We start from the raw sequence: 21,426 nt of genomic DNA, 5'->3' as shown, positions 1-21,426 counted from the left end.
GCTACCATGGGCGGGAATGGCTGCGGCGCCTACTTCAACGCCTCTGCAACTTGGTCGATCATGCGGGCGACCGACTCCAGGCCGCCTCCCGCGAGGTACCAGACATCCGGCGCCAGATAGACCACATTGCCGTTCTGGAACGCCTTGGTACCCCTGACCAGCTCGTTGTCCAGAACCTGCTGGGCGGGTGGCAAGCCCTCGCCCCCGACCACGCTGTTGCGGTCGATGACGAACAGGAAATCGGGGTTCTTCTCCGCGAGGTACTCGAAGGAGACGTTCATCCCGTGGGTGGACGGCTCGATGTTGGGGTCCACGGGCTCGAAGCCGAATTCGTCGTAGACCAGGCCAAAGCGCGACTTCGGACCGAACACGGTGATGTTCCGGTCACTGACCAGGACCACCAGCGCCTTGCGAGCATCGAGGGCTTCCACGCGCTGGCGCAACGCTTCGACCTTCTCGTCGATGCGGGCAAGCTCGGCCTCCACCTGTTCCTCGCGACCGAAGATCTTGCCCAGCAAGCGCATGTTCTCCTTGAACGAGTCCATGTACCGGGACGGGTCCACGGCCATGTACACGGTTGGCGCCAGCTCCTGGAATTGCTTGTAGTAGTCGCGCTGGCGACCGGAGATGAAGATCACGTCGGGCTCGAGCTCACTGATGGCCTCGAAGTCGGGCTCCATCAGGCTGCCCACGTTGATGTAGGGGTCCCCCTTGTACTTCTCAAGGTAGGCCGGCACGTTGGCCTGCGGGACGCCCGTCACCTGAACCCCCAAGCGATCCAACGAGTCGACCACGCCGAAGTCGAAGGCCACCACCTTCTGCGGGTTCCGCAGGACGGTGGTCCTGCCAAGCGCGTGTTCGACGACGATCTCGCCCTCGCCGCCTGCCGTCGCCGAGGACGCAGCCGTTTCGCCGCCGCCGGGAGAACCCTCTTCCGGGCCGGAGCCGCCGCCGTTCGACGCGCCTCCGCCGCACGCCGACAGGATGAGAGAGGCCAACAGCAGGAGGAAGGACACGCGGCGCTTCAACGCCACGCCCTTGACCCAGGCCCTGACCACGACTTTCACCCTCCCCGGTTCGACATGCCATGCCGCGGGCCGGGACGAGACAGGATCATCCCCTCTGGAGCGACACGGCTGCACACCCGACCATGCGCCCCGCATCCACGCGGCCACGGTTATGCTAGTGATAGTAGTTATCATTCTCTTTTTTGGATGTCAAATCCGCACCCCCTCGCTTTGTCGATAGGCGACTGGATGCCCGGCTCCCCTTCGCTCCCGCCGACCTGCGGACCCCGGGCCGCGGAGCCCTACCACTGGGCGTAGATGCAGATCCGTCGGCCCTGCAACGACGTCACCAGCATGTCGATGTCGAACAGGGAGCGCAGCACGTCACGCTGGATGACCGCGTCCACCGATCCGTGCTTCCGGACCTGCCCGTCCTTCAGCGCTACGATCTGGTCGGCATAGACGGCGGCCATGTTGACGTCGTGGAGGGTGATCAGCACGGTCTTGTGGAGATCCCGCACCAGCCGTCGCAGGAGCCTCATGATCTGGACCGCGTAGCGCATGTCCAGGTTGTTCAGGGGCTCGTCGAGCAATATGTAATCGGTCTCCTGGGCCAGCACCATGGCGATCAGCGCCCGCTGCCGCTGACCGCCGCTGAGCTCGTCCAAAAAGGCGTCGCCCAAGGTCTCCAGTTCCATGTAGCCCAGCGCCCGCTCGACCGCCTCCCAATCCGCCCTGCGCAGCCGCCCCTCGCAGTGGGGAAAACGGCCGAAGATGACCAGGTCGCGTACCGTGAGCCGCGCCCCGACCGTGACGGTCTGGCGAAGGTATGCGACCTTCCGCGCCAGTTCCATGGAGCCGTAGGCGTGGAGCTCCTTGCCGTCGATGTAGACGCTGCCGGCGTCCGGCCGGATCAGCCGGGCGATGATGGACAGCAACGTACTCTTTCCGGCCCCGTTGGGACCGATCAGGGCCACCAGGGTGCCCTCCTCGACGTCCAGCGAGACGTCCCGCAGGGCCCAGTGCTCGCCATACCGCTTCGAAAGTTGACGAACGGTCACCATACCACTCGCTCCTTCGTCAGCAGGAACAGGAAGTACACGCCACCGACCAGCTGGATCACCACGCTGAGCGGCGTCGAGAACTCCAGCACGCGTTCCACCGCCCACTGCCCTCCGACCACGATGGCGACGCTGACCAGCGCGACGGCGTGGAAGAGGAGCCCGTGGCGCCAGTGCTTCACCAGCTGGTAGCCCAGGTTGGCGGCGATCAGGCCCAAGAAGGTCATGGGGCCGATGAGGGCTGTGGCCACCGACGTCAGGGCGGCGATGTCGACCAGCCATCGGCGGACCTGGCTCTGGTAGTCGACCCCCAGCGTCATCGCGACGTCGCGGCCGAGGGTGAGCACGTCAAGGTACCGATGGGTGCGCACCAGGTCGGCCACCAGACCGGCGACCAGCAGGGCGGCCGGCAACAGCAAGTCGGCGTTGACCCGGCTCGGGCTGGCGAACATCCGTCCTTGCAGCTGCAGGAACTCGTTGGGGTCGATCAACACCTGCATGAAGGTGGTCAGGCTCCCCCAGAAGGTGCCGAGCACCATGCCGACGAGCAGCAACCGGTAGACGTCTTGCAGGTGGCGGCCGAAGACCAGCCGGTAGAGGCCCAGCGCAAACAGGACCATGACCGCCAGCGACGCGAAGAAGTTCGCCTGGGGATCCGCCAAGGCAGCCAGATATCGCCCCCCCACGAACGTGGCCGCGGTCTGGATGAACAGGTACAGCGAGTCGAGCCCCACCACCCCCGGCGTCAGGATGCGGTTCTGGACGACGGTCTGAAACGCCAGGGTGGACACGCCGATGGCCACGGCGCTGATCACCATGGCGGCCACCTTCACTGCACGCCGGGAGAGGATGTACCGCCAGTGGCTCCCCATGTCGCCGAAGAGGAACACGCCGACGGCGATGAGCACCAGTGCGGCCAGGAGCCAGATCGTCCGCTCAGCCGGCTTCACGGGGCCGGATCCCCCTCAGCAGCAGATAGAGGAATGCCACCGATCCCACAATGCCGGCCATCAAGGCGATCGGGACCTCGTACGGCCGGATGATCAGGCGACCGACGATGTCACAGGCTAGGACGAATGTGGTTCCCGTCCAGGCCGTCAGGGCAAGATTCCTGCGCACGTGGTCCCCCCGCACCAGGGCGACCAGGTTGGGCACGATCAGGCTGACGAAGGGGATCTTGCCCACGGTGAGGATGACCACCGCCGTCAGCAGGGAGACGATGACTAGGCCCAAGGTCACCACCTGCCGGTAGTTGAGGCCGAGATTGGTGGCAAAGGACTCCCCCAGGCCGGCGATGGTGAACCGCTCCGCGTACAGGTAGGCCAGGGCCACCAGGGGAACGGCGAGGTAGAGCAGCTCGTAGTTGCCCTGGATCACCAGGGAGAAGTTCCCTTGCAGCCAGGCCGAGACGTTCTGGACCAGGTCGAACTGGTAGGCGAAGAAGGTGGTGAAGGCACCGACGACATTGCCGAACATCAACCCGACGATGGGGACGAAGATCGACCCCTTGTTGCGCACCCGGTTCACCAGGGCCATGAAGACGGCCGTCCCGGCAAGGGCGCAGACGAAGGCCACCAGCATCCGTTGCCAGGGCGCCGCGTGGGGGAAGAGCAGCAGCGCCACCAGGACGCCGAACCGCGCCGCGTCCTCGGTGCCCGCGGTGGTGGGTGACGCCAGCCGGTTCTGGGCCAGGTGCTGCATGATCAACCCTGCCACGCCGAGACCCATGCCGGCCAGGAGGATGCTGGCGAGCCGGGGGATGCGGCTCAGGATGAGCAGACGCCTGGCCTCATCCGTCGGGTGCAGGAGGTCGCGGGGAGTGAGCTCCGCCGTGCCGATGAACAGCGAGGTCAGGGCAAGGAGAAGGGGGATCGCCCACAGGCATCGTCTCACAACGGGGCCTCCCCACCCGGAGTGCCGTGACCCGTGACTCTGACCAGACCCACAGCAACCGCACGGCCACGGCCAGCTCTTGAGCGCCGGCAGCCAGCGACACCGCCGTGAGGAGCATCATCAGGCGGGGCCGGCTGCCGGCGAAAATGATAATGAATTGCGACGGAGGGTGCAAGCCCCGTTCGTCGTCAACCTAGGATCGCATCGAGCCGGACGGCCGGCCCCGCCCCCCTCACACCCGCAGCCGCGGATCCAGCATCTCCCGCAGCCCGTCGCCCAGGGTGTTCACCGCCAGGACCAGCACCAGCACGGCCAACCCCGGCAGGGTGGAGACCCACCACGCGGTGCCGAGATAGTCGCGCCCCTCGGCCACCATGGAGCCCCACGCCGGCACGTCGGGCGGGACGCCGATGCCCAGGAAGCTCAGGGACGCCTCCATCAGGATCATGTGACCGGCCCGCAGGGTGGCCACCACCAGGAGCGCGTGCACGATGTTGGGCAGGATCTCCCGCGCCAGGATGCCAGCGTGGCCGCGCCCGATGGCCCGGGCCGCCTCGACGTAGGGCTTGGCCTTCTCCGCCAGCACCTGGCCCCGGGCCACCCGGAAGAACTCGACCCAGGCCTTGAAGGTCAGGGCCAGGATCAGGTTGCCGATGCCCGGCCCCAGGATCCCCATCATCAGGATGGTGAAGAGCAGATACGGGAAGGCCATCAGCAGGTCGGCCGCGCGGGAGAGCACCTGATCGACCAGGCCCCCGAAGTATCCGGCCACCGCGCCGAGCACCGACCCGAAGAAGCCGGCCACCGTGACCCCCACCGCCCCCACCAGCAAGGAGACGCGGGCCCCGTAGAGCAACCGGGTCAAGAGGTCGCGCCCCAGCCGGTCGGTGCCCAGCAGGTGCTCCGGGTGGCCGCCGGGGAGGAAGGCCGGCGGTGCCAGCCGCGCGCTCAGGGTGAAGTCGTCGGGGTCGTAGGGCGCGAGCCAAGGCGCCGCCACTGCCGCCGCCACGTAGAGCACCACCACCAGCAGACCGACCACCATCTGGGGATGTCGCCGCCACAACCGGCGCCAGGCGCCGGGGGTCCCACCGGGCGCGGGAGCGCCGCCGGGGACCCGGCCTGGCGCGACGACGGTGGAGGCCGGGCGGTCGGCGATCGGGCCAGCCCCCTGGGGCGCCGCGTCCGGCCTGGCCACCGCTCCCACCCGGTAGGCAGCGGTCGGGCCGGAGGAAGGGGCGGCGACGAATCCGGCGGCCGCGGCGACGACGGTCGCCCCGCCGGACGCCCCGGTCCCCCGGATCGCATCGCCCAGATCGCCCCCGACGCCACCCTCCGGCCGGAGGTGCCAGGCCCGTTCGTCCCGTCGCCCGCCCCGCACCGGATCCTGCCTCCCGTCTGGCATGGCCGCCCCTCCTCTCCAACCGGTCCCGCTCCCGCCGCTCGCAGCCAGCCGCCGTCGCTGCCGCCCCCGGTAGCCCTCGTCCCCGGTTTCGCCCATGGGTTCGCGGTGCTCGCCCGCCACCACCCTGCGCCCGTCGTCCTCCGGCCGTGATGGTCCCGTCTTCGCCTGGGATGGCCCCGTGCGCCGCATCCCTCCCCAGGTCGGCCCGGCGGATGTCCAGTTTGACGGACCGCCCGGGCCGCCTCGGCGCGCCTGCGGGCAGGGACCTCGCCTGGCCCGGGCAGCGGCCACCGCGTGCCCGTGGGAACGGCCCCGTGTTCCAGCACGCAGGGAGCTCGCCTGGCCCGGGCGGCGGCCGCCGCGGGCCCGCGGGAACGGGCCCCGGCGTGCCGGCACGCGGGGACTTCGCCTGGCCGCAGGCAGGGACCGCTGCGTGCCCGCGGACGCGGGCGCCGGCGTGACCGCACGCACGGACCACGGATGGTCGCGGGTGGGACCCCGGCTTGCCGCAGGAAGGAGCCTCGGTCGGCACCTCCCCTGGCCGCGCGATTGGGCCTCGATTGGCCCAGGACCGGGAGCCGGTCGCCCTCGGCAACCGCCCCGCGCAGCGTCCCCCACCTCGTCCGCCCCCTCGTGCGGGGTCCGTACCTGCCGCGCCGTCCGCACCCCCGCCGTCGGCACGCCCCAGGCCGCCCGGCTACGCCTCCCGGATGCGCGGATCGAGCCACGTGTAGGCCAGGTCGACCAGCAGGTTCATCACCAGGAAGGTCAGCGCGTAGACCATCACCGCCCCCTGGACCACCGGGTAGTCCCGGGCGAAGATGGCCTCGACCACCAGCCTTCCTAGACCCGGCCAGCCGAACACCGTCTCGACGATCATGTTGCCGCCCAGCAGCACCCCCGCCTGCAGCCCCACCACGCTGGCGGTGGGGATCAGGGCGTTGCGCAGGGCGTGGACCAGGACCACCCGCCGCTCGTGGAGGCCCTTGGCCCGGGCCGTGCGGATGAACTCGGCCCCCAGCACCTCCAGCATGCTGGAGCGGGTCACCCGGGCCACCACCGCCGCCAGCTCCGCGCCCAGGGTCACGGCCGGCAGCACCAGGTGGGCGAGGGCGGACCGGAAGGCGGCCCCGTTGCCCGCCAGCAGCGTGTCGATCAGGAGGAACCCGGTCCGCCAAGGCACGGCGCCGGCGTACTCGGAGGCGATGCGACCGGAGGTGGGCAGCCAGCCGGTGCCCACCGCCAGCACCAGCATCAGCACGATGCCGAACCAGAAGGCGGGCATGGAGATGCCGAGGGAGGCCGTCGCCATGACCAGCCGGTCGAGCCACGAGCCGCGGCGCACGGCCGCCAGCACGCCCAGCGCCACCCCCACCACCACGGCGAAGCCGAGCGCCGCCACGGCCAGCTCCACCGTGGCCGGCAGGGTCGCCAGCAGCACCTGCCCCACCGGTTGGCGGCTGCGGATGGACTCGCCCAGGTCGCCGTGGGCCAGATCGGCGACGAACCGGCCCAGCTGGACGTGCAGCGGCTGGTCCAGGCCCAGCTCGCGGGCCAGGGCCCGCGCCTCCTCCTCGCTGGACATGCCGCCGCCGCGCAGCATGATGTCCACGGGGTCGCCCGGCATCACCCGCAGGAGGATGAAGCTCACCAGCACGATCCCCACCGCCAGGGGAAGCGCCATGGCCAGACGACGCACGATCCACGCGCCCCGCATCCCGTCACCTCCCGTCCCCTGCGGCCCGCGCCGCGCGGGTCCCCGGGCCGGCGCGCCCAAAGGGCGCCGACGGTCGCCCCGTCCCCGGCTGGCATTGGAACCGGCCGCCGGGGGGCAGCGGAACCGGCCGCAGGGCGGCCACGCCCGCCGGCGGCGCGGACGAAGCCATGCCGAAGCCACCTCCGGGAGCGCCACCGCTCCACGGCGGCCACACCCGCGGCCCGGGCGCCGCCACCACCCGCCGCCACCGCCCGCCGTTACCGCCCGCCGCCGCCCGCCGCCCTCGCCCGCCGCGCGCCCCGGCGCGGCCGCCGCGCGTCGGTCCGCCGGGCGAGGGTGGGCTCACCTGCCGCGCGGGTGCCGGGGAGGGTCCCATTCGTCCGCCCGGCGATGGCCGGGTTCGTCCCTCAGTCGACCGTGTAGCCCGCCTCGCGCAGCAGCTGCTTCGCCTTCTCCGGGTCGTAGGGGTACGGCTCGAGGCCCTCGTGGTAGCCGAAGCCGCTGGGCAGCATCGCCGTCGCCACGCGGTGGGCGTGGCCCTGGTACAGCTCCTGGAGGATCGCGTCCCAGTCGATGGCGTAGTTCAGCGCCTGTCGCACCCGGGGGTCGGAGAGCACCTTGTTGTTGAGCTCGATCATGTAGAGCCGGGTCCCCTGGGTGACCTTGACCTGCACGTTGGGGTCTCGCTCCAGGTCGGCCACCATGTCCGGCGGCACCTCCTGGACGATGTGGACCTCCCCGCTCTTCAGCGCCGCGATGCGGGTGGCTGGCTCCGGCATCATGCGGAAGACCACGCGCCGCACCTTGGCCGGGCCCACGGGCGGCAGCTCCGGCGAACCGCCGTAGTACCCGTCGAACCGCTCCAGCACGATCTGGCCGTCGAGGCTCCCCTCGACGAACTTGAAGGGACCCGCCCCCACGGGGTGCTCCGACAGCCCCCGGCTGCCCACTTCCTCCACGTAGTCCTTGGGGACGATCTGGGTGTGCACCAGGAGCTGGAGGAACGCGGCCGACGGCTTCGCCAGCTTCATCCGCACGGTGTAGTCGTCCACCTTCTCGACGGACTGGAGCGGCTCCACCAGCCCCTTCCGCGGCGAGGGCTGGCCGTCCAGCCCGTCGTCGGCCAGGATCCGCTCGAAGGTGAACACCACGTCGTCGGCCGTCAGCTCCTCACCGTTGTGGAACTTGATGCCCCGGCGCAGCTTGAAGATGTAGGTGGTCGGGTCGGGCTGCTCCCACGACTCGGCGATCTCCGGCACTACCTCGCCGTCGGGCGTCCGGGTCACCAGACCGTCGTAGATGTTGCGGATCACCGTCTCGGTGTCTCGGTCCCGGTAGGCCGCCGGATCCAGGGAGAGGATGCGGTCGGCGCGCAGGCCCACCACCAGCGTGTCCCCGTCCTCCAGCTCCACGTCGTGGAGATTGACGCGACTGTCCATGGAGGGTTGCCAGTTCTTCAACCGGGTCGACGCCGCCTCGATGGCGTCCAGGTAGTAGCCGAAGATCCACGGCGCATCCCGGTAGATGATCTCCTGCGCCTTCTTGTAAGCCTCGAGGGCCTCGCCCTCGTCGGTGGTGGCGGCCGCCTGCCGGAACAGGGCGTCGACCTCGGGGTTGGAGTAGAAGGAGTAGTTGCCGCGCCCGCCGGTCTCCAGTTTGGGCACCGCGAGGTCCACGGGACTGAACGTGGAGCTGCCCCAGTCGGTGGCGTAGGCCTGCCGGGTCCCCTTCTGGGCCTCGGCCACCAGGGTCTGGTACTCCCACACCCGCACCTGGGCGTCGATGCCCACCTGCTTCAGGTACTGGGCGATGACCTGCAGCTCCGCCTCCCGATTCTTCGCCCCGTCCAGGGTCAGGGTCAGCACCTTCCCCTCGGACGAACCGGCCTCCCCGCCGGCCGTCTCCTGCCCGCCGCCGGTGCAGCCGGCCACCGCGAAGCCGAGCAGGACGACCACCAGCCAGCACAACCAGGGCCGGGCGCCGGGCCGCCGCCCGTCCCACGACGGCGGGTACCCGGTCCCGGCTCCGCAGCCTTCATCGCGAACCATCCGGGGCCCGAACCACCTCGTCCGACCGACCATGCGTCTCCCCCTTTCGCCGGCGACCGGCGCCCCCGCGCCCGGTCGCAGTCCAGAAGGTCTCCGCCACCCCACCGGCCTTCGAGCCCTCGAACTCTTCCGCATCTCGCGGGCGTCCCGGCCGCGCTTCCGCGGGTCCCGACCGGGCCGCGGTCCCGGCGCCCCCGGGACCGGAGACGGTCCCTCCCCGTCCTCGGCGCCCGTCGACGGGGCCCGTCGACGCGGGCGCCGCGGCGTCGCACCGGGTCAGCGCCGGCGCCGCGGCGTCGCACCGGGTCAGCGCAGGCGCCGCGGCGCGGCGCCGGCCCGGTCGCCTGGCACGCACCCATCCCTCCCAGGCAGGCCAACGCACCGACCGGAGGCATGGCGGTGGGAAAAAGCCAGCGGGTCACAGGGACCGCGGGAGTCGGGGTGCATGGGCTGATGCGCGCACTGCGCATCGCGGTGCGGGCGTCACGCTGGGCACCGCGTCCGGGATTCCGATGGGTCGCCGCAGGGCGGTTCGATCCGGTTCGGGACCCCTGGGGGACGAAGGCTTCCCCGCCCCGAATCTAAGGACATCGCAGGCTCCGCGCAAGAGGAGGCGGCAGCGGCGGCCGCCCCGGGCGCTGGGCCCGCCCCGCGCGGTGGCGGGCGCGGGGCCGATGGACGGGGATGCGGTCCAGAGCGGCCGCGCGGGGCGCTGGGCCCGCCCCGCGCGGCCGTCCCCTCGCCGTCGCGGGATGCGCCGGGGGCTACGCCCCCTCAATCGCCGGACGCCCCGGTGGTCACGGGCTGCCCGCTGCCGGGGACCACCGGCTCCCGGCCCACCTCGAAGAAGCGCCGGGTCTCACGGACCACCACTCCGCTCAGGGCGAGGAGGCTGATCAGGTTCGGCACCGCCATGAGCCCGTTCATCACGTCGGCGAAGTCCCACACCAGCCCGAAGGTGGCCACCGAGCCGGCGAACACCCCGACCGTCCACAGGACGCGGTAGACGGTGATGGCGCGGGTCCCGAACAGGTACTCGAAGCACTTCTCCCCATAGTACGCCCAGCCGAGGATGGTCGAGTACGCGAAGAGGATCAGCCCGATGACCACGATCAGCCCACCCGGTCCCGGCAGGCCCATCTCGAAGGCCCGGGTGGTCAGCTGGGCGCCCGTCAGCGTCGCCGGGTCGGCCTGCTGCCACATCCCCGTCGCCACGATCACGAGGCCGGTGATGGAGCAGACCACGATGGTGTCGATGAACGTCCCCGTCATGGACACCAGGGCCTGCCGCGCGGGGATGTCCGTCTTGGCCGCGGCGGCGGCGATGGGCGCACTGCCCAGGCCCGCTTCGTTGGAGAACACGCCGCGGGCCACGCCCCAGCGGATGGCCTCGCGCACCCCGGCCCCCACCACGCCGCCGCCCACGGCCTCCCCGGTCAAGGCGTGGCCGAGGATCAGGGCGATGGCGCCCGGCACCGCCTCGATGTGCCGGACGAGGATGACCAGCCCCCCGATGACGTAGAACAGCGCCATGAAGGGCACCAGGAACGCCGTCACCCGGCCGATGGCCTTGATCCCGCCGATCACCACCAGCCCGGTCATGCCGGCCAGCACGACCCCCGTGATCCAGGAGGGTACGCCCCAATACTGCTGGATGTTGTTGGTGACCTCGTACGCCTGGACCGTGTTGCCGATGCCGAAACCGGCGAGCGCCCCGAAGAGGGCGAACAACACCGCCAGCCACCGCTGCCCGAGCCCGCGCTCGAGGACGTACATCGGCCCGCCGGCCATCTCGCCACGGGCGTTGCGCACCCGGTAGGCGACGGCCAGGATCGCCTCGGCATACTTGGTGGCCATGCCGACCAGGGCCGTCACCCACATCCAGAACACCGCCCCGGGCCCGCCCAGCGTCACCGCCGTCGCGACGCCGGCGATGTTGCCCGTTCCCACGGTGCCGGCCAGAGCCGTCGTCAGCGCTTGGAAGTGGTTGATGTCGCCCTCGGACCGATGGTCCTGCCGCCGGCTGAAGGCGAGGCGCAACGCATACCCCAGCTCGCGGAACTGCAGCCCGCGCAGGCGGATGGTGAGGAACAGGCCCGTGCCGACGATGAGGACCAGCATGGGCGGCCCCCACACCAGGTCGCTGGCGGCGTCGAGCAACGCAGCCAGCCCGTCCACGAACCCTTGCACCCGGATCCCCCCTCGTACCGGAATGGTCTCGGATCGCCTTCACCGGGCCCCGGAAACATCCGGAGGAGCCCGGCGTGCTGCGGGGCCATCCGATCGATACCGCCGGCGACACAGGCGAGAGAGACGAGTCGACAGACAGGTTCGGTCGAAAGGAGCACGAATCCTGCCCAGAGCGAACCCGGGTCTCCCGCGGCGGGAACGAGGACCACCGCGGCCAGGTACGCGCCGCCGCCGACGCGGGTACGCCGCCGACGCGGGTGCGCCGCCGCACCACCCGCGACCGGCGACTCGCGAAGGGGAGGGGGACTCGTGCACGACCGGGCGGTCCGCCCACCAGCGGGCGAGCCGCTCACGCGAACCCCGCAGGAACGGGTCGACGTCGCACGGAACCGCCCGAACCCCGGCGGGCAGACATGATGACGGATGCGATGGACAACCTGCCGGTGGGGCAGGTGGTGGTGACGGTGGGCGGCTGGACGGATGCCCAGGCATGGGCACGGGAGCATGGGACATCAGGCGCAGGCAGGAACCTCCCGAGCCGGCCGCGGCGGCATCCGGTCCGTATCCGCTGGCCGGGCTACCCGGCCAGGATGAAGCTGAGGATCATCCCCACGGCGGTGACCAGGCCGACCACGTTGCCCCCCTCCCGGTATGCCTCGGGGGTCAGCGTGTCGGCGGCCATCGCCACCACCCCGCCGGCCGCCAGGGAGAGGATCAACGCCTCCGTGACGCCGGCTAGCCGCTCGGCGAGGACGAAGCCGGCCGCTGCGGCGGGCGCCGCCACCAGGGCCACAGCGGCCCAGATCGACGCGATGAACCCGGGGTTGTAACCGGCGCGCCGCAGCCCCACGGACCCGGACAGGCCCTCGGGCAGGGTGCTGAGGAAGATGCCGGCGACCAGCGCGAGGCTCACCCCCCGGCCGGCGTACAGGTCGACGCCCAGGGCGAAGGCCTCGGGGATGCCGTCGAGCACCGCGCCGGCCAGGATCGCCCAGGCCGCGCCGGCCCGCGGCCCCGGGGCATCGCCAGCCCCCGCCCCTGGGGCGCCGCCGGTCCCGGCTGGGGTCGGCCCCAGGCCGCGCCCCGTCGCCCGCTGGCGTGGACCCGTCGACGCCGGCGCCCGCGGCGCCGCCGGCTCGACGCCGCTGCGCTTGCGGCCCGCCGCCCCGCGGCGATCGAGGGCGAAGTCGACCAGGGTGAAGAGGAGCGCCCCCGCCAGGAACCCGGCCACCGCCGGACCCGGCCCGCCCCGGTCGTGGGCCGCGGGCAGCACGTCGAAGGTCACGGCACCCAGCAGGGCCCCGGCGCCGAAGGCCATGACGGCGGCCAGCACCTCGCGTCCCAGGGGGATGAACAGGCCGGCGAGACAACCCCAGAGCCCGCTGCTGGCCGCGACCAGCGCCCACAGGGCGGCTTCGCCCCATCCGGGCCACCCCACCGTCCCACCCCTTCAGGGCGCGTGCTGACATCAACGTCCATCGACGCCCTGACATCCACAGGATGGCCAACAGGATGGCCCAGGCGCCGCGGCGCGGCCGCCCGCTTCGGGATACCCGTCGTCGGCCCCCCTTCCGTGGTCGCTTGCGGCAACCGGCTGGTCTGCATGAGGACCCCCGCTCCGGGGTGCCCGTCGTCGGCTCCCCTTCCGTGGGTCCTGCACCCCCGTCCCCCTGCCGGCAGCAAGCCCTGGCGGGGGGAGCGGCTGGCCCTGGCGCCCGGCTCGCCGCGGCGCGGCGAGCCGGGCGGGCCGGTTCGTCCCGAACCGCGGGATCGAGCGCGACAGGGACTCCCCCGACGGCTTCCCGGGGCTTCCCCGGGCCAGCGACGACAACCGCAACTACAGCGCCCGCATCATGCCGCCGTCGACGAACACCGCCTGCCCGGTCAGGTAGCGCGCCGCGTCGGAGACCAGGAAGGCCACCACGCGGGCGAACTCGTCGGGCTCCCCGTAGCGACCGAGGGGGATCTGCTGGCAGTAGCTCCGGCGCACCTCCTCCAGGGTCCGGCCGGAGTGGCGCGCCAGGTCCTCGTCCAGGCTCCGGACGCGAGCGGTGTCGATGCGCCCGGGCGCCACGGTGTGGATGCGGATGTTCCGCGCCGCCAGATCGGGCACCAGGCTCTTGACCAGCGCGTAGACGCCGGCCCGCATCACGTTGGAGAGGATCAGTCGCGGCAGGGGGACCTTGATGGAGGTCGAGGTGATGGCGACGATGGTGCCGCCGCCCGACCGCTCCATCAGCGGCACGCACGCGCGGACCAGCCGCACCACCGACATCAGGTTCTGCTGGAACGCCCTCTCCCAGTCCGCGTCGGTGACGTCGAAGAAGTCGCCCGGCGGCGGGCCGCCCGCGTTGCAGACCAGCACCTCCAGCCGGCCGAAGGCCTGTTCGACCCGCCGGGCCAGGGCCTCCACCTGCTCCGGCACCGCCACGTCCGCCGGCCAGGCCTCGACTCGCGACCCGGGGCCGGCCCGCCGGCTCACCTCGGCCGCCGCCTCGCGGATCCGCTCCGCCGATCGGCTGCACATCGCCACGTGCATGCCCTCTTCCGCCAGGCGGCCGGCGATGGCGCGCCCCAGCCCCTGGCTGGCCGCCGTGACCAGGGCCACCTTGCCCTGCAAGCCCAGCTCCACAGCTCGCACCCCCGATCCGCGGATGGCAAAAAGTTGCGCGGGACGGCAGGGACCGTCCGTCCCGCGTCCAATTCCTCTCAGCGACTGCCCCACCACGCGGATGGACCGAAGGCGGCCACGCCCCTCTTGGTGCACCGCACCGGCCCCTTCGCCCGCCGCGTGGTCAACCTCTGAGCCCGCCTTCGCCCTGGGCGGGCTCAGGTCCTCCTGGCGCCCCTGCACGGCATCGCGGCGGCGATGGCCCGGGCCCGGGCCCTGCGCGCCATCGCCGTGGCGACTCCCCAGCCTCGGCGGATCGGCCCGCTTGCCCCCGGCCCCCGCGCCTCCCGGCCGGCCCCGCGGCGGAGCCCCGCGGGCGATCAGGCGGCGCCTATGGCCGTGGCCGGGCCCGACCCCGGCGTTCGGCCGCGGTGATCCCCGCCAGGGCCGCGGCCAGGGCGGCTTCGTGGATGGCGTCGTGGGATGCGTGCCAGCGCACCATGCCGCGGTGCCAGAGCAGCACCTGGGGCGAGGCGTGCTGGACCCCCAGGCGCCGGGCGATGGCATCGGACAGGGCGCGCTGTTCGATCACGTGCACCACGCCGTAGCGGGCCGCCCCCGGCCGGCTGGCGGCGAAGCGCCGGAAGGCGCGATAGGCGGCGGCGCTGATGGGGCACCGCGTGCTGTGCTTGAAGATCAGCACCGGCTGCGAACCCGTCAGCATGCGGTCCAGGTCGGCCTCCGTCCGCAAGGGGACGATCACGGTCCTCCCTCCTCGGCGACGGGCGCGTAGGCGCCCGGCTTGCCCCGGCCACCGGACCGTGCCACCCGTCGCTTGCCGCGGCGCTTCGCGCCGTACATGGCCTCGTCAGCCAGGCGCAGCAGCTCGGTCCAGTCCCGGGCATCGGCAGGATACGCGGCCACGCCGATGCTCGCCCCCAGTCCCCGCCCGCCGGTGCCCGCGGCGAGGGGGTTGGGTTCGTCCGCCAGCCGCTGCTGGATCCGGGTGGCCACCGCCATGGCCCCCTCGGGTCCCGTCTCCGGCAGGACGACGACGAACTCGTCGCCTCCGTACCGGGCGGCGTAGTCCACCGACCGGCAGGCCTCCCGCAGCACGCGGGCCACCCGGACCAGCACCCGGTCGCCGGCCTCGTGACCCAGCCGGTCGTTGATCGCCTTGAGGTCGTCGAGGTCGATGAACAGCAGCGCCAGCGGCCGGCCGTAACGGGCGGCCCGTTCCCCCTCCTCCCGCAGCCGCGCCATCAGGTACGTCCGGTTGTAGAGCCCGGTCAGCGGGTCGGTGATCGCCTGCTGCTCGATGCGTTCCAGGAGCGACGCCCGCTCCAGGGCCACGGCCACCTCGTCGGCGATGGCCCCCAGCAGGCGCAGGTCGCGCCGGCTGAAGGCGGCGGGCTGCGGCGACTCCACGCTCAGGACGCCGACCACCCGCCCGTGTCGCGTCACCGGCACGGCGATCTGCGAACGCGCCCCCGCCAGGCCGGGGTAGTAGCGGGGATCCCGGGTCACGTCGTCGACGATCACCGGCTGGCCGGTCTCCACCACCGCGCTGCAGATGCCCTGGCCCTTGCGGAGCACCAGCCCCTGCACCTCCGGCGGATAGAGGGGCGCCGACGCCAGCCGCAGCGACCCGTCGGGCTGGACCAGCAAGAGGGCCAGATAGGGGTAGCCGAGCCGGGCCGAGAGTAGGTCGTTGAACTCGCGGATCAGGTCGTCGAGGCTGGTGACCTTGTTCAACGCATGGGTGCAGGCGTAGAGCACCTGCAACTCGGATTCGTCCAAGGGGTCGCGTTCCGGTAACGGCTCGCGATCCGGTCCCCCCGACGCCACCGGCGGCGTCGGCCCCGCCACGGCCGCGCCCGCTGCTCCGGCGGTCGCGGCTCCCCCGCCCGGCCCCGCCCCGGCAGGTCCGCCCCGCCCCGGCGCCACGGCCACCATCCGCCCCTGCCCCTGCCCCGCCGCCACGGCCACCATCCGCCCCTGCCCCTGCCCCGCCGCGACGGCCACCGCCCGCCCCTGCCCCTGCCCCGGCGCCGGCCCGCCGGATCCCTCTCCCGACTCCCGCGCCGCCGGTGGCACCGTCGGCCCCGGCGCGCGGGATCCTCTGGCGAGCGCCGCCGTGCCCACCATGGCCGCCGCCTCCGCCAACCACAGCCGCCAACCGGCTCCGCCGCCCGGATCGAGCGCCAGCCCCACCGCCATGGCCGCCAGCACCACGGCGGCCGCGGCGACGCCCCACCGGCCTCCGCAGCGACGCTGGACCAGGGCCGCAACCGGCAACGCCAGGACCCAGACCTCGACCCAGCCGGCGAGCCGATGGACCGCCGCCAGCGCCAGGACCAGCCCCGCCAGGCCCACCGCCCCGGCAGCCGCCCAGCCGCGCGTCCCGGTGCCCCTCCGGCCGGCGCGCCCGGGACCCGCCCCGCGGGCTCCCGCGCCCCCTTCCGCGGGGACCGCTGGCGGATGCCCGGTCCCCCGTCCCCCCTTGGCTGCCGCTCCCCCTGCCTCTGGCCTCATGCCCCCAACTCCCCACCCCACGGCCGCTTCCCCGGGCAGGACGCCCCGCACCCCGCGCCGGGACGAACGGCACCACCGACCCGCCCCGGCGGACGACGCCACCGGGGTCCCCGAGCACCCCGGGCCGGCGGCCCCGCGCCGTCCCCCCGGCCCACGACGGGGCGGCCGGCAGGCCCTGGACGCCCTTCCTGCCGCTGACCAGTTCACGCCGAAGCCCGTGCGATACAATCGGGGTGACGTCCGATGCCTCCGGGAGGGAGGACGGGATCCCATTCCATCCACCGTGTGAACCGCGGGTTCTGTGCGTGTCGGAGAGGGGAAGTTTTTCCACTCGCTACAGGGGAATTCGTGATGGTGGCCCCGGCTCCTGCCGGGCCCAAGGCGAGGGATTGCGAGATGGTTGGTCTTGGAAGAACGCGGCGTCGCTGTCTGCGCCGCACCGTGCTGTGGGTGGTCGGCCTGACCGCCCTGGTCTGCGGCCTCGCGGTCGCCTACTTCGCGGGGTCCGAGCTGACGGTGCCACCGGAACCCGTGGCCCCGGTCCCGAGCGAAGCGGGGTCCGGCTCGCCCGCCGGGCCGGGACCGGGCGGCGCGGAACGGGTCAACATCCTGCTGCTCGGCATCGACGCCCGCCAGGAGGGCGCCCAGACGCGGTCCGACACGATGATCCTGCTCTCCATCGATCCGGCCACGAAGGCGGTGGCGATGCTCTCCATCCCGCGCGACAGCCTAGTCGAGATCCCGGGACACGGCATGGACAAGATCACCCACGCCCACGCCTTCGGTGGTCCCCAGCTGGCCACCCGCACCGTGGCGCAGAACTTCGGCATCCCCATCCACCACTGGGCGCGGATCGACATGCCGGGCTTCCTCGAGCTGATCGACGTCCTTGGGCCCGTCGAGGTCAACGTCCCCTATGACCTCCGGCTCCAGGACGGCCGCTTCCTGGAGGCGGGCCGGCACACCATGGACAGCCAGCTGGCCCTGGCGTACCTGCGGGAGCGCTACAACGACCCCGACGGCGACTTCGGCCGGGCCGACCGGCAGCAGCAGTTCCTGATCGACGTGGCCAAGCAGCTCAAGGCCAACCTGACGTTGCTGGACGTGCCCCGGACCCTGGCCATCGTCGGCCGGTACGTGGAGACGGACATGGGCCTGCGCGACGCCGTCGCCCTGGCCCGCCTCGCCTGGGCCACCGACCTGGACGGCATCCGGCGCGGCATGGTGCAGGGCCATGGGATCATGCAGAACGGGATCTACTACTATGCCATCGACTGGCCGGCCACCCGGCGGGTGCTGGCGGACCTGGGCATCAAGGCCGATTCCCGTGTCGGGACGAACGCGGCCGCGGCCGCTGCCGCCCCTGCCCTCGCCCTGCCTCCGGCGGCCGGGGAGTAGCCACCGGCTCCCCCGCCTGGGGTGCGGTCCGCCCGGGCCGTAGGATCAGCGGCCGGTTCGTCCGCCAGGGGCTCCGCCTGGGGTGCGCTCCGCCTGGGGCTCCCCCTGGCGCGCGGGATCGACGGCCGGTTCGTCCGCATGGGGCGCGGGGCTCGCGGCTGCTGCGTCTCGCCGCAGGGCGGGGCGCGCGACCGGTGGGTCCGCCAGGGGGCGGGGATGCGGGGCCGCTTCGTCCGCCTGCCGACCGGGGCTCCCGACCGGTTCGTCCGCCTGGGGGTTGTCGCCCTTGAAGACGGCGAAGAGCAGCCACAGCGAGGGGATCAAGATCAGCAGGCCCACGGGCGTCACCCAGAGGGCGAAGCGCAGGATCGGGTCGGGGGCGGCGGCGTTGAACACCGTCACATCGGGGTAGATCAGGTACGGCCACTGGCCCAGGGCCCAGCCCCACAGCAGCACCACCACCTCGGCCACCGCGGCCACCCGCGCCAGCAGGAAGCGGCGTCGCCAAACCAGCCACGCCGACAGCGCAGCCAGCGCCGCCCCCGCCGCTACCAGCGGCCGACCGCGCTCCGACAGGAGCTCCCACAGGTGGGGTGCCGTGCGCGGCGCCAGCGGGAGCAGCACCGCCGCCAGCACCGCCACCGCCAGGCCCGCCCCCAGGGCGCGGCGGCGGAAGTCTTCCTGCAGGGCGCCCCGCGTCTCCACCGTCAGGTACACGGCGGCCAGGTAGGCGAAGAGCGCCACCGTCAGCGCCCCCACCAGCAGGGAGAAGGGGCTGAACCAGGCGTAGACGGCGTCCACCGTCACCGTGCCGTCGGCATCGACCCGGATGCCGCCGGACGAGACGGCGGCCAGGGTGGCCCCCAACAGGAAGGGCGTGATGGTGCTGGCCGCGCCGAAGACGCTGGCCCAGGCCCGCTGCGGGCCCGCCGCCGTGGCCGCCGGGGCGCGGAACACGAAGGCGGCGCCGCGCAGGACGATGCCCGCCAGCACCAGGTGGAACGGGACGAACAGTGCCACCCCGAGGCTGCTGTAGGCGCGCGGGAAGGCCGTGAAGAGCAGCACCAGGGCGAAGATCAGCCAGACGTGGTTCGCCTCCCAGACCGGGCCCATGGCCCGGGCGATGGCCTGCCGCTGGGCCTCGGCCCGGGGCCCGCGGGCCAGCAGGTCCCACACGCCGCCGCCGAAGTCGGCGCCGCCCAGCACGGCGTAGGCCGTCAGCGCCAGCATCAGGACCACCGCCACCACCGTCTCGGGCAGGGGATCGCCCACTCCCACCGGCACGAAGACCACCTGCCTGCTCGGCCTCCAGCCGCAGCCGACCGGCTGTCACTCCACGCTGGGCATGCGACCCGGCCGGCCGGTGCGCAGCGCGTCGCTCGCCCAGCGCCCCGTCGAACTCACTCCACGCCGGGCGTAGCGGCCCGCCCCGCCCCCCTCGCCCCGAGGGAACCCGACGGGCCGCCCGGCCCGGGGCCGTCGGGCGCAGCCGTGGCCCGCGGGCGCAACCCCGCACCCGCGGTCGTGGCACCCGGCACCGGCGGGCACGCCGACCGACCGGTGCCGGCGCCTGGCCGGAGCAACCCCGCCTCGATGGTCGTGGCATCCGGGACCGCCGGTGTCCCCGCCCGGCCGGTGGTGGCCTGCGCGGCCGACGCCGACGAGGGTGCGGCCCCGGACCGACCCGGGCTCGCCGACGCCGACGCCTCCGCAGCCACGGCCGATCCGGACCCGCCATCGCCGCCCGCCCCGGGCGGCGCCGTCACCCCCGGCACCGGACCGTGACCGATGCGCCGGAGCAGCCACACCAGGGTCGCGCTCAAGAGGAGGTAGAGCAGCGTGAACGCCACCAGCGTGGTCACCACCCCGGGCGCCGGCGTCACCGCCTCCGCCGTCCGCATCACCCCGCGGATGATCCACGGCTGCCGTCCGACCTCGGTGACGATCCACCCCGCCTCGAGGGCAACGATCCCCAGCGGCCCCGCCGCCACGAGCCCGCGCATGAGGGCGCGGTGGTCCATCACCGCCCCCCGCCGGCGCCAGGCGATCCACCAGTACCAGGCGGCCGCCAGCACCATCAGCACGCCGGCGATGACCATGACCTGGAAGGCCACGTGGGTCACCGGCACGTTGGGCCAGAGGTCGCGGGGCACGCGGTCGAGGCCGGGGACCACCGCCCGGGTGTCGCCGTAGGCGAGCCAGCTCAGCATGCCGGGGATCTCGATGGCATACGGCACCGCGCCCGTCTCCGGGTCGGGCAAGCCGCCCAGGCGCAGGGGGGCGCCGGCCTCCGTCTCGAACTGGGCCTCCATGGCGGCCAGCTTGACGGGCTGGTTGGTCGCCACGAACTTGGCGCTGGCGTCGCCGGTGACGGGCATCAGCAAGGCGGCGACCGTGCCCAGGGCCATGGCCATGCGCAGGGCGCTACGCCGCATGGGATCCCGGTGACCGCGGAGGGCGGCCCAGGCGTAGACCGCCGCCACCATGAACGCCGTGGCCGCATAACAGGCCAGGGTCGAGTGGATCGCCATCACCGGCCATGCGGGGTTGCCGAACAGGGCCCGCACGGGGTCGAACCGGTGGGGCTCGGACAGCAGCGTCTCCACCGCCACGGGGTTCTGCATCCAAGCGTTGGCCGCCACCACCATGACGCTGGAGGCGGCGCTGCTCACCGCCACGGGGATACCCGTCAACCAGTGCGCCCACGGCGACAGCCGGTTCCACCCGTAGAGGTAGAGGCCGAGGAAGATGGCCTCCGTGAAGAAGGCGAAGCCCTCCATCGTGAAGGCGGGACCCGTCGCCGGGCCGGCCAGTTCCATGAAGGCGGGCCACAGCAGGCCGAGCTCGAAGGAGAGGGCCGTGCCGCTGACCGCGCCGATGGCGAAGGTGATGGCTGTGACCTTGCCCCACGTGCGGGCCAGCTCGAGGTACCGGGGATCGCGCCGCCGCAGGTAGAGCCCCTCCGCCATCAACATCAAGACGGGCATGCCCACGGCCAGCGACGCGAAGATCATGTGAAAGCCCAGCGAGATGGCCATCTGCAGGCGCGCCGCCAAAAGCGAGTCCACCGCTCCGCCTCCTTTGCGCCCCCGGCGACGTCGACCGGATCCCCTGCCCTGGTCCCCAGACTAAACCGGGGGCGCGGTCTCCACCATCGGGCCCAGGGCCATCGGATGCCGCCCGGGGCCCGGTCCGGCAACGGTCGGGTCCATTGGCCCGGTCGCCCTCCCGGCGGCCGCCAAGCCTCGGGTCCCGTCCGCACCGGCCCCGTGCGGCCCTGTGCCGCCGCCGGATCCCGGACCGGGCCCTCGCCCGGCGGCCGAGTCCCCGGCCAGGCGGACGCACCGGTCCCCCGCCCCTCCGACCCGCGCCGGGCTTCGGTGAGGCACCCGGGTTCGCCGGTCCGGCCACGGCTCCCTGTCCGGCCACGGCTCCCAGGCGGGACCGGGGCACGGCTTAGGATGCACCTCCAAGCGAGGAAAAAGGCGAGAAAAAGAAAGAAACCCCGCGGTTCTCCCGCGGGGCTCCGTACCAGGTGCCGACGGTCTTTCGCGGCGCCGCACA

15 protein-coding genes are annotated in these 21,426 nt (G+C 72.9%); 1 reads left to right on the top strand and 14 read right to left on the bottom strand.

The genetic code is table 11. The features are described from left to right. Positions 1-29 precede the first annotated feature (29 nt). The 12 genes from Q5761_RS03605 to Q5761_RS03550 all read right to left on the bottom strand — a co-directional run bounded on the left by Q5761_RS03605 (position 30) and on the right by Q5761_RS03550 (position 16,305). Positions 30-1,058: a siderophore ABC transporter substrate-binding protein gene (locus tag Q5761_RS03605; protein WP_318751249.1), complete on the bottom strand. Its 1,029-nt coding sequence runs from the start codon at positions 1,056-1,058 to the stop codon at positions 30-32. Positions 1,059-1,309: 251 nt separating this feature from the next. Then, positions 1,310-2,071, bottom strand: a complete 762-nt coding sequence (locus Q5761_RS03600) for an ABC transporter ATP-binding protein (protein WP_318751248.1) — start codon at positions 2,069-2,071, stop codon at positions 1,310-1,312. Beyond that, complete coding sequence (locus tag Q5761_RS03595; protein WP_318751247.1) at positions 2,065-3,018, bottom strand: iron chelate uptake ABC transporter family permease subunit; 954 nt, start codon at positions 3,016-3,018, stop codon at positions 2,065-2,067. The genes Q5761_RS03600 and Q5761_RS03595 overlap by 7 nt, the downstream gene beginning before the upstream one ends. Further along, on the bottom strand, positions 3,005-3,961 hold the full coding sequence (locus tag Q5761_RS03590; protein WP_318751246.1) for an ABC transporter permease: 957 nt from the start codon (positions 3,959-3,961) through the stop codon (positions 3,005-3,007). The genes Q5761_RS03595 and Q5761_RS03590 overlap by 14 nt, the downstream gene beginning before the upstream one ends. Positions 3,962-4,193: 232 nt before the next feature. Further along, entirely contained in the window at positions 4,194-5,363 is a 1,170-nt protein-coding gene (locus Q5761_RS03585) for an ABC transporter permease (protein WP_318751245.1), read from the bottom strand. A 697-nt stretch (positions 5,364-6,060) separates the two neighbouring features. Beyond that, positions 6,061-7,080: an ABC transporter permease gene (locus Q5761_RS03580; protein WP_318751244.1), complete on the bottom strand. Its 1,020-nt coding sequence runs from the start codon at positions 7,078-7,080 to the stop codon at positions 6,061-6,063. Between the two features lie 407 nt (positions 7,081-7,487). After that, positions 7,488-9,128 carry an ABC transporter substrate-binding protein gene (locus Q5761_RS03575; protein ID WP_318751243.1) on the bottom strand — a complete coding sequence of 547 codons (1,641 nt, stop codon included), beginning with the start codon at positions 9,126-9,128 and terminating at the stop codon, positions 7,488-7,490. A 774-nt stretch (positions 9,129-9,902) separates the two neighbouring features. After that, the gene (locus tag Q5761_RS03570) at positions 9,903-11,318 is read right to left on the bottom strand and encodes a sodium:alanine symporter family protein (protein ID WP_318751242.1); all 1,416 of its coding nucleotides are present in this window, start codon (positions 11,316-11,318) and stop codon (positions 9,903-9,905) included. A 577-nt stretch (positions 11,319-11,895) separates the two neighbouring features. Continuing rightward, positions 11,896-12,756, bottom strand: coding sequence for a ZIP family metal transporter (locus Q5761_RS03565; protein ID WP_318751241.1), 861 nt, complete (start codon positions 12,754-12,756; stop codon positions 11,896-11,898). 399 nt (positions 12,757-13,155) lie between these two features. Then, positions 13,156-13,950, bottom strand: coding sequence for an SDR family oxidoreductase (locus Q5761_RS03560; protein ID WP_318751240.1), 795 nt, complete (start codon positions 13,948-13,950; stop codon positions 13,156-13,158). Positions 13,951-14,320: 370 nt separating this feature from the next. Then, a complete protein-coding gene (gene ytxJ, locus Q5761_RS03555) occupies positions 14,321-14,692 on the bottom strand; it encodes a bacillithiol system redox-active protein YtxJ (RefSeq protein ID WP_318751239.1) in 372 nt (123 codons plus the stop codon). Beyond that, positions 14,689-16,305, bottom strand: a complete 1,617-nt coding sequence (locus Q5761_RS03550) for a sensor domain-containing diguanylate cyclase (protein WP_318751238.1) — start codon at positions 16,303-16,305, stop codon at positions 14,689-14,691. The genes ytxJ and Q5761_RS03550 overlap by 4 nt, the downstream gene beginning before the upstream one ends. Positions 16,306-16,860: 555 nt before the next feature. Between Q5761_RS03550 and Q5761_RS03545 the strand changes: the two genes are divergently transcribed. Next, positions 16,861-17,862: an LCP family protein gene (locus Q5761_RS03545; RefSeq protein ID WP_318751237.1), complete on the top strand. Its 1,002-nt coding sequence runs from the start codon at positions 16,861-16,863 to the stop codon at positions 17,860-17,862. A 45-nt stretch (positions 17,863-17,907) separates the two neighbouring features. Here the strand turns inward: Q5761_RS03545 and Q5761_RS03540 are convergent, their stop codons facing one another. Together Q5761_RS03540 and Q5761_RS03535 are read right to left on the bottom strand one after the other, a co-directional pair. Next, positions 17,908-19,155 (bottom strand): cytochrome d ubiquinol oxidase subunit II, encoded by a 1,248-nt coding sequence (locus Q5761_RS03540; RefSeq protein ID WP_318751236.1) that lies wholly within the window; start codon positions 19,153-19,155, stop codon positions 17,908-17,910. 107 nt (positions 19,156-19,262) lie between these two features. After that, positions 19,263-20,930, bottom strand: coding sequence for a cytochrome ubiquinol oxidase subunit I (locus tag Q5761_RS03535; RefSeq protein WP_318751235.1), 1,668 nt, complete (start codon positions 20,928-20,930; stop codon positions 19,263-19,265). Positions 20,931-21,426 lie beyond the last annotated feature (496 nt).

It is taken from the genome of Thermaerobacter composti (assembly GCF_033582035.1).
Taxonomy (GTDB): Bacteria; Bacillota; Sulfobacillia; order Thermaerobacterales; family Thermaerobacteraceae; genus Thermaerobacter; species Thermaerobacter composti.
Note: the sequence above shows the minus strand (reverse complement) of the source record. Positions and strands in the feature narration are given on the sequence as shown.